This window comes from Bacillus sp. S3 (assembly GCF_005154805.1).
In the GTDB taxonomy this organism is placed as follows: domain Bacteria; phylum Bacillota; class Bacilli; order Bacillales; family Cytobacillaceae; genus Neobacillus.
Map to the genome: position 1 here is coordinate 2732657 of NZ_CP039727.1, position 14989 is coordinate 2747645.

General features: G+C 39.2%; 15 protein-coding genes. 6 read left to right on the forward strand and 9 right to left on the reverse strand.

Annotated elements, in window-relative coordinates:
* Positions 1-63 precede the first annotated feature (63 nt).
* The 4 genes from FAY30_RS13105 (at position 64) to FAY30_RS13120 (ending at position 3924) form a co-directional block, all read left to right on the forward strand.
* Positions 64-321, forward strand: a complete 258-nt coding sequence (locus FAY30_RS13105) for a DUF2533 family protein (RefSeq protein WP_149870295.1) — start codon at positions 64-66, stop codon at positions 319-321.
* A 12-nt stretch (positions 322-333) separates the two neighbouring features.
* The gene (locus FAY30_RS13110) at positions 334-1017 is read left to right on the forward strand and encodes a MarR family transcriptional regulator (RefSeq protein WP_223820774.1); all 684 of its coding nucleotides are present in this window, start codon (positions 334-336) and stop codon (positions 1015-1017) included.
* Between the two features lie 304 nt (positions 1018-1321).
* Positions 1322-2521, forward strand: coding sequence for an iron-containing alcohol dehydrogenase (locus FAY30_RS13115; RefSeq protein ID WP_149870297.1), 1200 nt, complete (start codon positions 1322-1324; stop codon positions 2519-2521).
* Positions 2522-2553: 32 nt separating this feature from the next.
* Positions 2554-3924, forward strand: coding sequence for an aldehyde dehydrogenase (locus FAY30_RS13120; RefSeq protein ID WP_149870298.1), 1371 nt, complete (start codon positions 2554-2556; stop codon positions 3922-3924).
* A gap of 135 nt (positions 3925-4059) precedes the next feature.
* On the opposite strand, the gene FAY30_RS13125 is transcribed toward FAY30_RS13120, so the two are convergent.
* The 4 genes from FAY30_RS13125 to FAY30_RS13140 form a co-directional block, all read right to left on the reverse strand.
* Positions 4060-4575, reverse strand: coding sequence for a DUF6526 family protein (locus FAY30_RS13125; RefSeq protein ID WP_223820775.1), 516 nt, complete (start codon positions 4573-4575; stop codon positions 4060-4062).
* Complete coding sequence (locus FAY30_RS13130; RefSeq protein ID WP_149870299.1) at positions 4547-5647, reverse strand: ABC transporter permease; 1101 nt, start codon at positions 5645-5647, stop codon at positions 4547-4549. The genes FAY30_RS13125 and FAY30_RS13130 overlap by 29 nt, the downstream gene beginning before the upstream one ends.
* The gene (locus tag FAY30_RS13135) at positions 5644-6573 is read right to left on the reverse strand and encodes an ABC transporter ATP-binding protein (RefSeq protein WP_149870300.1); all 930 of its coding nucleotides are present in this window, start codon (positions 6571-6573) and stop codon (positions 5644-5646) included. The genes FAY30_RS13130 and FAY30_RS13135 overlap by 4 nt, the downstream gene beginning before the upstream one ends.
* A gap of 263 nt (positions 6574-6836) precedes the next feature.
* Positions 6837-7412 (reverse strand): GNAT family N-acetyltransferase, encoded by a 576-nt coding sequence (locus FAY30_RS13140; RefSeq protein WP_149870301.1) that lies wholly within the window; start codon positions 7410-7412, stop codon positions 6837-6839.
* 225 nt (positions 7413-7637) lie between these two features.
* Between FAY30_RS13140 and cls the strand changes: the two genes are divergently transcribed.
* Entirely contained in the window at positions 7638-9089 is a 1452-nt protein-coding gene (cls, locus tag FAY30_RS13145) for a cardiolipin synthase (RefSeq protein ID WP_149870302.1), read from the forward strand.
* 37 nt (positions 9090-9126) lie between these two features.
* On the opposite strand, the gene FAY30_RS13150 is transcribed toward cls, so the two are convergent.
* Positions 9127-9930, reverse strand: coding sequence for an RDD family protein (locus FAY30_RS13150; protein WP_149870303.1), 804 nt, complete (start codon positions 9928-9930; stop codon positions 9127-9129).
* 97 nt (positions 9931-10027) lie between these two features.
* Here FAY30_RS13150 and FAY30_RS13155 point away from each other — a divergent pair, with 97 nt between their 5' ends.
* The gene (locus FAY30_RS13155) at positions 10028-11008 is read left to right on the forward strand and encodes a stage II sporulation protein M (RefSeq protein ID WP_149870304.1); all 981 of its coding nucleotides are present in this window, start codon (positions 10028-10030) and stop codon (positions 11006-11008) included.
* Here FAY30_RS13155 and FAY30_RS13160 read toward each other — a convergent pair.
* From FAY30_RS13160 to FAY30_RS13175, 4 genes are read right to left on the reverse strand one after another with little or no spacing between them, the layout of a single operon-like run.
* Positions 10986-12344: a DUF58 domain-containing protein gene (locus FAY30_RS13160; protein WP_223820776.1), complete on the reverse strand. Its 1359-nt coding sequence runs from the start codon at positions 12342-12344 to the stop codon at positions 10986-10988. The two genes, FAY30_RS13155 and FAY30_RS13160, sit on opposite strands and share 23 nt — an antisense overlap.
* The gene (locus tag FAY30_RS13165) at positions 12295-13224 is read right to left on the reverse strand and encodes an AAA family ATPase (protein ID WP_149870305.1); all 930 of its coding nucleotides are present in this window, start codon (positions 13222-13224) and stop codon (positions 12295-12297) included. The genes FAY30_RS13160 and FAY30_RS13165 overlap by 50 nt, the downstream gene beginning before the upstream one ends.
* Positions 13224-14345, reverse strand: a complete 1122-nt coding sequence (locus tag FAY30_RS13170; protein WP_149870306.1) for a DUF4350 domain-containing protein — start codon at positions 14343-14345, stop codon at positions 13224-13226. The genes FAY30_RS13165 and FAY30_RS13170 overlap by 1 nt, the downstream gene beginning before the upstream one ends.
* Positions 14342-14980 carry a DUF4129 domain-containing protein gene (locus FAY30_RS13175; RefSeq protein ID WP_149870307.1) on the reverse strand — a complete coding sequence of 213 codons (639 nt, stop codon included), beginning with the start codon at positions 14978-14980 and terminating at the stop codon, positions 14342-14344. The genes FAY30_RS13170 and FAY30_RS13175 overlap by 4 nt, the downstream gene beginning before the upstream one ends.
* Positions 14981-14989 lie beyond the last annotated feature (9 nt).

Here is a 14989-nt window from a genome sequence, read left to right on the forward strand (position 1 = left end):
AGGAATCCCTCTTTTTCTAAATATGGTATGATGATTATAGTCAACCATATTAGGAGTGAGATCATGAGTGTACATAAAGATTTAATCAAACATGCAGCGAATCAGAACAAAACATATCAAGTGTTTCAGGAGCTAGACCAGCAACGTGAAAACTACATTGAGGAAGCTATTAAGTTATGTAAACAAGGCAATCCCTTTTCAATTGATAAAATTAATGAAGTAACAAATAGAATGAATAAAATAAAGCTGCGATTTGTGTCAACAAGAAAAAATGTTACAGTTGAAATGGTTCAAGATTACGTAAAATCACTGACAAAATAATCATTATGGGTGGTGGCTGCTACGATTTCGTTAACGAAAAGAAGAAGGGAATTTTTAGACCAAATTTGGCGTCAATACCAGAGTACCAATCTCCCTGTCCATTATTCAGAGGTGGCAGAAGCCATTGGTGTGAGTAAATGGACGGCCTATGATGTGTTAAAGAGTTTGGAAAGTCAAGGTCTTTTAAAAAGAGCTTATGCTGCAAACGAAAATGAAACAGGACGATCCGTTGTTGTCTTCTCCCCGACAGAAATCGCTGATCATCTGTTTCAAAGGGAAAGAAGAGAAATTTCGAATCCGGATGAATGGGAACAGATTCTCCAAAAGGTACATGACTTAATAGAAAGAAAACAGCAGCTCCCTTTGATGGATGGGATTAATGATATTTTAGAACAAATGAAAACAGTCGATGTAAAACTGGAATTTTGTGCTTACTTCCTTTGCATCCTCATTTTATATTTGAATAGTCTTGGAGATTCGATAAAAGATTTAACCGTCAATATGATTAATGCTTCAAAGAAACAAAACGTACAGCTCACAGTATTCGTTGGTGCCGTTGTTGGAATGATCATCCAGTCTGTCGGGGAAGAATTAAGCCCTGAAATGATCACATTGGTCCAGCAGTTTTTTGATAATACCAATCAGCTCCATTCTGCAGAATTGGATTTATTAGTTGAATTCATTAGACAAAGCTAACTTTCATTTTCCTTCTCTTTTTTTGGTCAGCCTGACTTATAGGGTGACTTTTTATTTTTCCTGGGCATTTATTCGTTAATTTTCTCATAGAATAACTATTATTTTCAGAATTTTTATTCTATTCATAATATTATTCTTGACATACCTTATTTAAATACGGTATATAAGTGGTATATGTTTTTGGGTTTTTTGGGTGTCTTCACCGCTCTTTTTGGGTTTTTTGTGTCTCTCGTTGATAGATTACATACATCATAGACTGCAGTAAATTAGCTACATTAATTTTTTTTTAAAGTGAGGTCATGTTATGTATAAAGTATATTGCAGGTCTTTTCAGAAGGTGATGAAAATGGCATCCTCCCTCATGCCTTGGCGGGAACCTGAGCTGTTAGAGGGAGAAAACAGTTTAAAAGAACTGCCGAAATTAATAAAACAGAAAAATGTTGAATGCGTTTTAATTGTAACCGATCAAGGAATCATGTCGGTTGGTCTCATGGACAATTTTCTAAATAACTTGCGTATGGAAGGAATTGACTATTATATTTACGACAAAACTGTTCCAAATCCTACGATTGAAAATATTGAGGAAGCGTATCAAATGTATACCGCAAACAATTGTAAGGGCATAGTTGCGTTTGGCGGCGGATCACCAATGGATTGTGCCAAGGGTGTCGGTGCCCGAACAGCAAGGCCAAATAAAACCATTCCCCAGATGAAGGGTGTATTAAAGGTACTAAAAAAGATGCCTCCCCTGTTTGCCATTCCCACCACAGCCGGTACAGGAAGTGAAGCAACATTAGCTGCAGTTGTATCCAATAGCGAGACACATGAAAAATATGCCATAATGGATACATCGCTCATTCCACATTATGCTGTCCTTGATCCCTTGCTGATCGTTAATCTACCACCACATATTACAGCCGCAACAGGGATTGATGCATTAACGCATGCTGTCGAAGCCTACATTGGCAAAAGTAACACAAAGGAAACAACCCAATATAGTAAAGACGCGATTACATTAATCTTTGAAAATCTCTATGAGTCCTATTCGAACGGGACAAATATTCACGCACGGACGAACATGCAAAAAGCGGCTTATTTGGCTGGGATGGCTTTTACACGGGCATATGTTGGGTATGTCCATGCAATCGCCCATACTCTGGGTGGATTTTATTCTGTCCCCCATGGCCTTGCTAATGCGATTATCCTCCCATATGTCCTTGAATACTACGGGGAATCCATTCACAAACCATTGGCTGAGCTGGCAGAATTAGTTGGGATTGGTGAACCGGCAGATGACATTGAGCACAAGGCAGTTAAGTTTATTGAGGCAATAAAGAAGCTAAATGCGAGTATGGCGATTCCGAAAAAAGTAAGCGGGATCGTCGATAGTGATATACCGTTAATGGTGGAACGTGCAATTAAAGAAGCTAACCCATTGTATCCTGTACCAAGGATTTTAAATAAAGTTGATCTATTTTCTCTTTACCATTTAATAAAAGATTAACGGGATACCAAAGAATGAAGGTGGTTACTGAAATGGAAAATTACAGTTCTTTACTAGCTAAGCAAAAATCATTTTTTCGAACGGAAACACCAAAAGATCTGCTTTACCGTCTAGATGCACTTCAAAAGTTAAGAAATGCAATTAAAAATAATGAGCAAGTGTTAATGGATGCCTTAAGGGCAGATTTAAATAAATCTGAATTTGATACCTACACCTCTGAAATTGGATTTGTTCTTGAAGAATTACGATTCACCATTAAGCATTTACGTTCTTGGGTGAAGCCTAAGAGGGTAAAAACGCCCATTACTCATATTGGCTCGAAAAGTTATATTTTTTCAGAACCCTATGGTGTAACACTGATTATCGCCCCTTGGAATTACCCTTTTCAATTGGCAATTGCTCCGTTAATCGGTGCTATTGCAGCGGGAAATTGTGCGGTCATTAAGCCTTCAGAATTGACGCCAAGAACATCGGAGGTATTAGGGAAACTGATTAGTGATCTATTCCCTGTAGAGTACATTACCGTTGTCCAAGGCGGAGTGGAAACTAGCCAAGCACTTCTCAATGAAACATTTGATTATATATTTTTTACGGGAAGTGTCCCTGTTGGAAAAATCATTATGGAGGCGGCAGCAAAACATTTAACCCCTGTGACATTAGAACTGGGCGGAAAAAGCCCATGTATCGTGCATGAAGATGCAAATATAAAACTAGCAGCCAAGCGGATTGCCTGGGGAAAATTCACCAACGCCGGACAAACCTGCATCGCCCCGGATTATTTGTATCTTCATAAAAGTATTAAGGAGCAATTTCTTAAGCAATTCAAGGAAACAACGTTTGAATTGTACGGTCGCGAGCCATTAAATAATGCAAATTTCACTAGAATCGTCAGTGAAAGGCATTTTGATCGATTATCAACCTTTTTAGATAACGGGAAACAGTATTTTGGCGGAAGCGCTAATAAAGAAAAACTTGCCATTGAGCCGACAGTTTTAACGAATGTCACTTGGGAGGATCCGATTATGCAGGATGAGATATTTGGGCCCATCCTTCCTGTCCTTGAATACGATTCTCTGTCAGAGGTATTTGAAGGAATTCATCGTCATCCGAAACCGCTCGCCCTCTATATTTTTACAGAAAATAACGATGTACAACAGGAAGTCCTAAACAGCGTCTCTTTTGGCGGCGGCTGTGTAAACGACACGGTCTATCACTTTGCCTCCCCCTATCTTCCCTTTGGAGGTGTCGGAAATAGCGGAATTGGCGCCTATCATGGAAAAGGCAACTTTGATACCTTTTCCCATCAAAAAAGCGTTCTCAAACAAACGAATTTATTCGATATCCCGTTCCGCTATCCGAATGTGAAGAATGGCCTTCAAAAAATAAAGCTTTTTATGAAATAACCGCGGTGAACGAGAAAAACCATTAAGTCCATCACTATGTACTCGATGGTTTTACCCCTTGTTTTTATTTAATCTCAATACGGTTACGAATAATTAAAACACGTCTGACATAAAATCAAACGTGTTTTTCTAGATTTAGATTCGATTATGGTCTGCTCGCCAATTTGTTATAGCTTTCTTAATTTCATCCGGCTTTAGATTTTCCATTGCAGCCCGTTTACTTAATGCTGGAAGTTCCTTGTCGCTTGCAAAACGTAAAGCTACCACTTGCGCAATACTGAGTCTAGCATCTAACAACTCTCCCGTTAAAATATAAGAACAAAGGTTCTCTTCCGCTCGTATAGCACGATCTTGAGCCTTTAATGGGTAAAATCTTAAAAGTACGGCAACGATGATCATGATTAACACCATCAAAAATAGGATAACAGATAGAAGAATGTTTTCCTCCTGATTAATCGAACGAACTAGAAAAACAATAGTAGTTATTAATGTTCCCAATAGTAATATCTGTAAAACATAATGATAAATTGGGTGCACTCGTACATGAGATTTATATTCTTGATTTGGCATTTTTTCCTCCTTTACTGTCCTCTTTTCATTCCTATTCAAAATAAGCCTGTAATTATTCCCATTTAAATGTATAGCTGGCAATAATAAATGCTCCTACAAGCCAGCCACCCAAAATCAAAGCCTCTGTCCCTAAGCTCAGAAACGATGCTCCTACATTCATCGTCTCTCTTAAAGCGTGGCTAAGATGGGCAATGGGTAAAATTTGCACAATTGGTTGTAGAAATTCAGACATGTTTTTTATCGGGAAAAACACACCTCCCAAAAATAGCATCGGAAACGATAGAAAACCGGCAATTGGTGCTGCACTTTCCGGTGTTTTGGCAATGCCGGCGATAATAAATCCAATCGCCATAAAAGCGAGCGTCCCTAATATCACAAAACTGATTAAGGTAAACCACGACCCGCGGACTTCAACATCAAAAATTAGATTGGCCACCCCTAGAACAATCAGCGCTTGGATGCCATTTAAGACAAGTCTAGCGGTAATTTGCGCTGCAATAAACGTGGAAGCTTTTAACGTAGTTCCTTGCATCCTTCTTAATATTCCCCGCTCTCTCCAGGCGGCAATTTGACCGGCAACTCCATTCATGTTGTTACTCATTATCATCATCGCCACAATCCCCGGCACTAAGAAATCAATATACTTTAAATTTAGCGTTTCGACTCCCTTCATATCCATAACAACTACTGGTTGATAAGCCACCTTCTCTTTGCTAATACCATCGATGATATTATTTACGATCTGAAGACCGACTTGTGAAGCAGTAATGTTCGTTTCATTATAGTAAACGGGGAGTAAGTAAGGTGTTGTTTTAGCTGGTGTGCCACTTAAGCCAGCGTCGTATCCTTTTGGTATGATGACAACTAGTTGTAAATCATCTTTTTTCAATTTGTTTAACGCCTTATTTTCGCTCTTTTCCATTTTTATGTCTATGGCTTTGTTTTTCATTAAAGCGGTTAAAAACTCGTTTGATTGAATGGATTGGTCTTGATCGACAACACCAATCGTTAATGAAATTCCATTTCCATTTCCTAAAAATGAACCCATGATAACCATGAGGAAAATCGGAAATGCCAGCGTCCAAAACAAGACCTGCCTATTTCGAAGGAAAATCCGTAACTGCGATAACGATAGCTGCCAGTAAGCCCTCATCCCTCTCTTAATCCCCTTCCGGTCATATGTATGAACACATCTTCTAATGTAGCTGTACGAGTTTGCAAATCTGTTAATTTCAGTTGCTTATCTGTGGCAATCTGAATCAAGCTGGTTAAAGTAATTTGAAGTTCGTCAGTATATAAAACATACACTTCTTTTTGCTTCCTTACCTGTTTTACTGCTTCGATTTTATATAAATCAATTTCAGTGGATTCATTCTCAAAACGAAACTCAACTGCACTATCTGAATGCAGATTTTTAACAAGCTGGGACGGTGTGTCTAAGGCAATTAATTCTCCTTGATTCATAATCGCAATTCGATCACATAACACATGTGCTTCATCCATATAATGGGTAGTTAACACAATGGTTTTTCCTTTCGCTTTTAAGTGAAGGATTATATCCCATAACATCCTTCGTGCCTGCGGATCAAGCCCTGTTGTTGGTTCATCTAAGAAAATAATCCATGGATCATGTACCAGAGCTAAGGCAATGGCTAGTCGTTGTTTCTGTCCTCCTGATAAACTTTTTATGCGACTTTTTCTTTTATCATCCAGTAACATTTCCTTAATTAAGGAAGAAATCGAAACCTGTTTTGGATAAAAGCTTCCATACAAATGTAAGATTTCTTCTACCGTCAGGAGGTCAAAAATTGAGGTCGATTGTAATTGTACACCGATGACCTCTTTCACCTTTTTTAGTTCCCGCATGATGTCAAATCCGCCTACCATCGCTGTACCTTGATCGGGTTTTCTAAGTCCTACCAGCATTTCTAATGCTGTTGTTTTACCTGCACCATTTGGACCGAGCAGACCGAAAACCTCTCCCTTATGAACCTGAAATTCTATCCCCTTTACCGCCGTGAAATCGCCATATTTTTTCACTAGATTCATAACTTGAATGATTTCTTCATGAGAATCCATCTTTCACACTCCATATTATCCATAATTAACCGTACATGATGCCCACTTCAATTAATCTTTTTTCTTTAGAAGTTTGTATCCCTACTTGTTTGTGTTAAAAAACTGCTCTAAATACCATTATTCTACAAAAATCAATTTATTCCTCTAGAATGAAAAACAAATACCAATGCAATTAGACTTAAAAAATTAAGCTTTTTTATGAAGTAATCTTTGGGTTAAATGAAAAAACCTTGAGTACATTATCAAGTACTCAAGGTTTTTTATCACAAATTATCTAAAATATTCTCATTCTTTGGTCCTTCGTTAAATGTCAGTACCTCGTCAACCGGCTGATAGGATTCGCCGTAGAAGTGTTGGTCTCTATAGGTATGAATCATATCGTATGTTTTTTTCATCGCGGCAAAGATCATTTCTTCAGATTCGTTATTTGGTGCCCAATAAAGGATTTCCATTTTATTAATCTCATTTGTTGCGAGCGACCTTCTCTCATATCCGATGGACTTCGCATGCTCGAACCCCTCACGTTTATAATACCGCAGCCTTTTTTCCGTATCACTGTCTTCATAATTGACTGGTTCTACTTCAAGAATGATTGGTTTCCCTTTGCTTTTCATCTTTTCCATCAATTTATGACCAAGCCCCTGACCACGGGCGTTTTTCGACACGAAGAGATAATCAATAAAGACAAAATTGTCAAGCTCCACATACATTAGAACATGATTGGGTCCTTCATCTTTATGATAGATCTCAGACCGTTCTTTCAGTAAGGTTTCCATATGCTCTCTTGATTTCATCTCTTCAACTGGAAAATATTGATTCAACTTTTCATACCAATGCATACCCATACTCCTTTTGTAAATTTCATAATGGAAGTATGTGTTATTTTTCAGATTTAATACTGTACTTCACTATTTGAGTTTCGATTTGGATTCAACTGCTCATTCTTCATGGTTCGGATAAAAATATTCATAACGATCGGGTACACGTCATATTCCTTTTAAAGTCCAACCAATTCAGGTAAGATTTACTAAAAGACTTGTAACTAAAAGAGGAGAATTTTTCGTATGTATGTGACAAATGTAACGACACTGCTGGTAACCATTGTTCTCATCGGGAATATTGTGCTTGCGGGTGTAGTTGTATTTATAGAACGAAGGGATATTGGTTCTACTTGGGCATGGCTGATGGTTCTTTTCTTTATTCCAATCGTCGGCTTTATAGTCTATTTGTTTCTAGGAAGGCAATTAAAACAGAAAAATTTTTACCAGTTATCATCTGAAGAAAGAAACTATCTTCAAACAACTGTAGACGAACAAATTCAACAGCTGGAGAACAGGAGGTTTTTCGACCGTAAACTGCTCACAAAACATTCAGATTTACTCTTAATGAACTTGAACTCCTCCAATGCGCTACTTTCCATGTTCAACGAAATTGAGATTTTCAGTGATGGCCATGAGAAATTTCACTCTTTGTTTGAGGACATTCGAAAGGCACGAGAGGAGATCCATCTTCAATATTACATTATACAACGGGATTCCCTTGGAAAAAGGCTGCGGGATGAACTGACAAAAAAGGCGATGGAAGGTGTCAAGGTCCGAATTCTCTATGACGAAATTGGTTCTAAAAGGATTTCTCCCGGTTTTTTTAAAGAACTTATTCAATACGGCGGCGAAGTCGAGGTCTTCTTCCCATCATTCCTTAAATTAATCAATTTCCGGATTAATAATCGAAATCACCGGAAGCTTTGCATCATCGACCGAAAGATTGCCTATATCGGCGGCTTTAATATTGGAAATGAATATCTAGGATTGGATAAAAAGTTCGGCTACTGGCGCGACACCCATTTACGTGTTCAAGGTGAATCTGTTAATCAAATACAAGGAAGATTCTTGTTAGACTGGAATTATTCCGCAAAGAATAAGTTGAATCTTGAGCCCTATTCTGTTCCTGTGGAAAAACCTTTAGGGAACACTCCTGTTCAGATTATTGCGAGCGGTCCAAACTCTGAAACGGAACATATTAAAAATGCTTATATTAAACTGATTATGTCGGCTAAAAGAACTGTATACATACAAACACCGTATTTTGTTCCGGATGCCAGTTTTATGGATGCCTGTAAAATTGCCCTGCTCTCAGGTGTTGATGTCAGTATCATGATCCCAAGTAAAGGCGATTCCCCTATCGTTTATTGGGCAACCTTGTCCTACGCTGGAGAATTAATTGATTACGGAGCAAAAATCTATCTATACGAGAAAGGCTTCATCCATGCGAAAACGATTGTAGTGGATCAAGAGGTAGCTTCTGTGGGGACTGCCAACATCGACACACGAAGCTTTCGATTAAATTTTGAAGTGAATGCCGTTTTGTTTGATGAAAAGGCAGCAAAAAAACTTCATACTTTATTCCAGCAAGATTGCCAGGATAGCTCTGAATTAACAATAACAAGATATACAGAGCGTCCCTTAATAAATAAATTAAAAGAAGCGATAACACGGCTTCTATCACCCATTTTATAAGGAAAACTCGGCACCTCTGTTGAAATGCCGAGTTTTTTTATAGTTCAAACTCCCATTCTTCCTGTAGAAGCAAATAAAGGACTAGAAGTGTATCTTCTAATTCACTTTCTAATTTTCCGAAGACTTCCACCCCGATTTTCGGAAACAGGATGTCAGCAATTTGTTTGGTGAGCTGACTTTTCTCCTCAGATGGTACTTGATGAAAGCGGCTTACATACGTGCTTATAAGCTTCCACTCTTTCAACCCCAGCGATTTCAACGTCCATTCATCCAGGATCAAATCATTCTTGGTGAGACCGCGATTTTCAATTTCTTTTTCAATAGGTGTAAGTTTTTTCTTCCGCTTTGCCTTCCGCTCATGTACAACAATCGTACCAGCGACAAGATCACCAAGCCGTTTATGCTTCGAATGAAAAAAGATCATGACAATTCCAAGAAAATAGGCAGTCGGCAACGAATCAATAATGCGGATAAGATTCCGGATGAAGCTGGATAATAATGTGATACTGTGCCCATTTTCTTGAATGACTCGAATACCGACCAGCTTCTTCCCAAGGGTCCTTCCCCCGTAAAAATATTCAAAGGCAAAAAAGTATCCCCAGTTCACAATAAACAAAATAATAATCGTAATCGCAATCGGAAGCGAACTCTCCATGAGAAAAAAGGGCATGGATGACAGTCCGTCCATCACAAAATATAGCACAACTAATGTTGAAATATTGACAACCATTAATAGTAATTGATCAATAATAAAAGCTGCAGCCCTGCTGCCTAACCCGGCAAGCTGAAACTGAATCGAAACATATTCAGGTGTTTTAATATTTAATTGGTCTTGATTCATAAATCCTCCATTACACCGTTGATTTTTTCTATTGGTGTTTCTATTTTTCTACAAAATTACTATAATAAGGAGAATAGAGCAAAAAGAAGGTGTCAAAATGAATTTAAAACAATTTGTCAAAATGCATCGAGAAGAATGGCAACAGCTAGAACAGTTAATCGGAATGATGAGTAAGCGCCGAAAATCCATTACTGGTGAAACGATCACACAATACAACCGGCTCTATCAAAAGACAGCCCAGAACCTTTCATTTAGTCAAACATACTTTCCCAATGACGAGGTAACACAATACTTAAATGGACTTGTTTCAAAGGCACATAACCTGTTGTACAAAGATCAAGTATCTAGTTTCAAACAAATTCGCCATTTTTTCAGCAGCCAATTTATTGGCTTATTAGTAGAGCAATGGAAGTTTGTCGTTGCCGCGATGATTCTATTCGTAATTGGTGCGGTTGGCAGTTTTGTCGCGGTCGTGAATGACCCTCTACACATCTATGCCATCCTGCCGGCAGAAATTGCCCAAGGCGTAAACCCTAACCAAATTGGAAAGGCCAATGGTGCAATCGACTCCTCACTTATGTCTGCAAGTATTATGACCAACAATATCAAGGTAGCCATTTTTGCTTTTGCAGGAGGGATTACATTTGGGCTGGTAACGGTGTATTTGCTCATCTACAATGGCATTCTTGTAGGAGCACTCGCTGCCCTTTTCTGGCATCACGAGAAATCCTATGATTTTTGGGCGTTTATCGTTCCCCATGGGATGATTGAGCTTACAGCGATTTTTATTGCCGGCGGTGCCGGGTTGTTAATGGGCTATAAACTGTTCATTCCAGGTCATTATACTAGGGGTTATCAATTAAAACATCATGCGAAACGCTCGGTCCAGCTCCTGCTTGGGACCATACCGCTGTTTGTCATTGCCGGAGTAATTGAAGGTTTCATCACCCCGGCGGATATTTCATTGGAAGCAAAGTATATTGTTGCTTTCCTAACAGTGATTGGATTAGTTCTTTATGTGGTCATCGGAAAAGTAAAACTAAGTAAAACAAACACTATAGAAGATTTTGATTCATAATATCAATATAATGAGAAACAGCGGTAGTTGCCAATTTTTCTTCCCGGGCCTCGATCATTTGGAGGCCTTGTTTTTCCCATTTGCTTTTTTCCCGTTTCTTCAATAGCAGCTGCTGTTGGGCAATACTTTTCACCATCGCTGCATGTACTGTACTTGGCTCCCCATTGACCCTTTTATTCAACGTTTGATCCTCTATTCCAATCATGAAAAATAAATGCCGCTGCCGAAGTCTCTTCAATAGGATGAGGGCACTTTCCTCATGAAGGAAAGTTCTCACATCACTAAAGAGTAACAACAAACTCCGTTTCTTTTGAACCAATTCTAGGTATTGCAGAACGGCTGCATAATTGGACTCAGCAGCATCTACTTTAACATCATAGATTGCTTTCAGGATTGTTTGCAGGTGCGCCAATCCTTTTGCTGGTGGTACAAACACCTTAATATCCTTTGAAAAGGCAAGGACGGAAACATAGTCACCTTTTTGGAGAGCCGCGGCCGTTACCGTCATTGCCGCTTCCAACGATTTCTCCAAACGACTGCCCTTCTTCAATTCCGCACCCATCATTCTGCCGCAATCTATTAAAATGGTTATATACTTTCCATGCTCCGGTTCGTATTCATTTGTCATTACTTCACGTAATTTTGCTGTTTGCCGCCAGTTGATTTTGCGGGGATCATCCCCGACGACATAACTTCTAATCTTCGAAAAATCCCCAACACCACTGCGCTGCCTGCGAATTTTCAACCCTTCATATTTTAAAAATTGCTGAGCATTTTCTAAATATTGCTTTGTCTCGGTTAAATCGGGTATAACCTTTACCGTATTCCTTATTTCAACAGTCGTTTGCTTCTCCCATAATCCTAAAAGACTACAATAGCGAAAGTATACCTTATCGATTGTGTACTTTCCTCTTATATGGGCAATGGTGTCATATGAAATCTCCATGGTCGAATCCTTTGAGCCAGTTCCATGGAGAGGAAAGGGTCGTGCGAAGGACTGTGGTAATCCATCGATCATCCGGTATGTAAACGAATAGGGGGAAGTATTCTTCAGCTGAATCTTTACCTCATAGGAAATACCTCGTTCTATTTCATCAGCCATAGTTCGTTGAAAGGTTAGCTGACTTTTTTTCGGAGAAAATAGTAAATCTACAAGACTAACAAAAAATACTAGTATATTGATTGTAATGATATACGCCCACGACATTCCCCAAACCGTCGCTATTATGAATGCAAGTGAAAGAACAAGATAAAACAGTATTAGCCGTTTCGTCGGCAGGATTCCTCTATCTTGGAACAGGAACCGAGCCCACAAGCTCTTCAATGATTTGGTCAACGGTTGCTCCCTCCAATTCTACATGCGGGGATAACTGAATCCTATGTCGTAATGCCGGCTTAGCAACCATTTTAATATCATCGGGTGTCACATAATCCCGTCCGGCCAGGTATGCCCATGATTGTGCCGCTTTTCCAATTGAGATCCCTGCCCTTGTACTGGCACCAAAGCGAATAGTTTCGGAATCTCGTGTTTTCCTGACAATCTGCATCGTATAGTCCAATACATTATCACTAACCGTCACTTTTGAAATTTCATTTCTAATTCGTAAAAAAGTATCCATGTCTAAAATTGAAGCAAGGGGCTTTTCATAAAAGCTATTTTCTATGACTTGCTTTAGCACATACTTCTCTTCCTCGAAGGCAGGAAAATCTATTTTCAACTTAAACAAGAAACGATCCTGCTGCGCTTCCGGAAGTGGATAGGTCCCTTCAAATTCAATCGGGTTTTGCGTGGCAACAACAAAGAATACTTTCGGTAATGGATACGTTTCTCCTTGGATCGTCACCTGTTTTTCTTCCATAGCTTCCAATAATGCCGCCTGGGTCTTTGCAGGAGTACGATTAATTTCATCTGCAAGCAGGATATTGGTAAAAATCGGCCCCTTCAATGTTTGAAACGTGCTTTCTTTCATGTTATAAATCATGCTTCCGGTAATATCACTTGGCAGTAAATCCGGAGTAAACTGAATGCGGTTAAAGCTTCCGCCAAGTAAACTTGCAAGCGTCCGCACCATTTGTGTTTTACCTGTACCCGGTACACCTTCCAGTAACACATGGCCACCGCTTAAAACGGCCGATAGCAAAAGCCTTAGATTCAGACTCTGACCGATAATCCGCTCCTCATATTTTTCTAAAAAAGAAAGTAATTCTGTTTTCATCATTCAACCTCTTTTCTTAATTGCTCCAGTTTTCTCGACCATAATAGGTATTCCTGCTTACTGATTTTATCTTTTTCAAGGATGGTAACCAATCCGGTGAGAAAAGACTTAATCTCACCAGCAGGCATTCGAGTCCATTTTTTTTCAAAATAACTCGATAAATCCTGCCATTCCCTTTTATATGGAATTTGCCAGCGTTCTTGTAATAGCAGCTTCAGATAATCTGCTTGAATCAGTAATGAATCATGATATTGTTTTCCTCTTAAGTACCATGCAGCAATAGCCTGGATACCCTCATCACTAAACCGAATCGATTCTTCTCTGGGAATGAAAATAGGCCCGAATCGTTTCCCTTTCAGCCATAACCAAAGGATCATGACTAGGATTCCTTGTATAACAAACAGCAAAAACCACATCGGGTAGACGGTCAAAATAGAGGAGGCATTCTCCCCGCCGTGAACGTACTCATCAAACAAGTAGGTCTTTGCATTACTTTCATTCAAAAGATATAAGAGGAGTGGTAAATGATCATGTTTTAAAATTTTATCATTTGTCATCCATTCTGGTGCTATTGCCACAATCAAATACCCTTTCCCATATGTACGTTTGAGCGCTATCGTTTCCTTGCTATTATCCAGTAAGAGCTCATCTTCTTTCGTACTCTGTAAACGAATATCAGAACTGATATCTGCCCGGTAAGTGACATGTGACGGATCATATACCTGTGGCGAGGGCTTTTGTTCCGCAAACTCCGTGTTTACATCAAACATTCCTTTTGGATTGGTTTGAAATAATAGGATCGTATTTCCAGCCTCCATAAAATGAACGTATTCCTTCATAAGTTCTTTCTCTGGAATAAAAGCGGGCTCGACCATAATAAGTAATTGGCTTTCGTTCCCTTTTGGCAGCATTTCAGGTGAATGGTTCCATCGCTTTGCATCCATTTCTTTATTTAAATATGTATAAAATGCCTTTACACCGGTTGGAGACGGCGAGTCAGACACATACCCCGGATAAACTTTCGGCTTGGGTGAGAAGGAAAAGTAACTGATGGCTAAAAATAGGATGAGGAGTACAATCAGCCAAATCCATGTCTTCCCCTTTGATTTTGGTTTTATCAACTACTCTCCTCCCTCCTTTCACCCATCCATTGCGTAGCCTCTTGTTGAAATTGAACATATTCTTGTTTACTTACGGTACGTTCCCCGTATGTCACTTCATCAAAAAAGTAGGCGAGACGATAAAATTGATCGGCATTCTGTTGATCGACTTTCCGAAGCTCATCATAGTAGTCCCAATTTGTTTTCCAAATTCTCGCCTCAAGCCATCCTTTATCATGCAGATAAAGCAGTAAAGCTAAAAACAAATGACGGGTTGCCAATGTATATTCGGCGGAAGATTCATATTTCCGAGCTTCTTCAAGATGCCGTCCGAATGTCCAATTGATTTCAATGAGTGATTGGAGCGGTTTTTGCTTCCGCAGCATCGAATTCCGACTAAAATTGCGAGTCAGAAAATATGCCGCTAATGCGATTAAAATGACAACAATTACAATTATCGCGATCAAAATCGGACCCGAAGCGCTGTCGGCCGATTTTATGACTGGGAACAGTTTTTCCAGTTGATCGGCCAGCCATTCTTTTGCCCGCTCCCACCATGTTTGAATCAATCCTTTAGAATCGTTGTAATAGACTCTATATTCCTTTGAATTTACTATCTCTTCAAGGTTATCTCGTGCCTTGTTTACATCTACCATAATCATCAC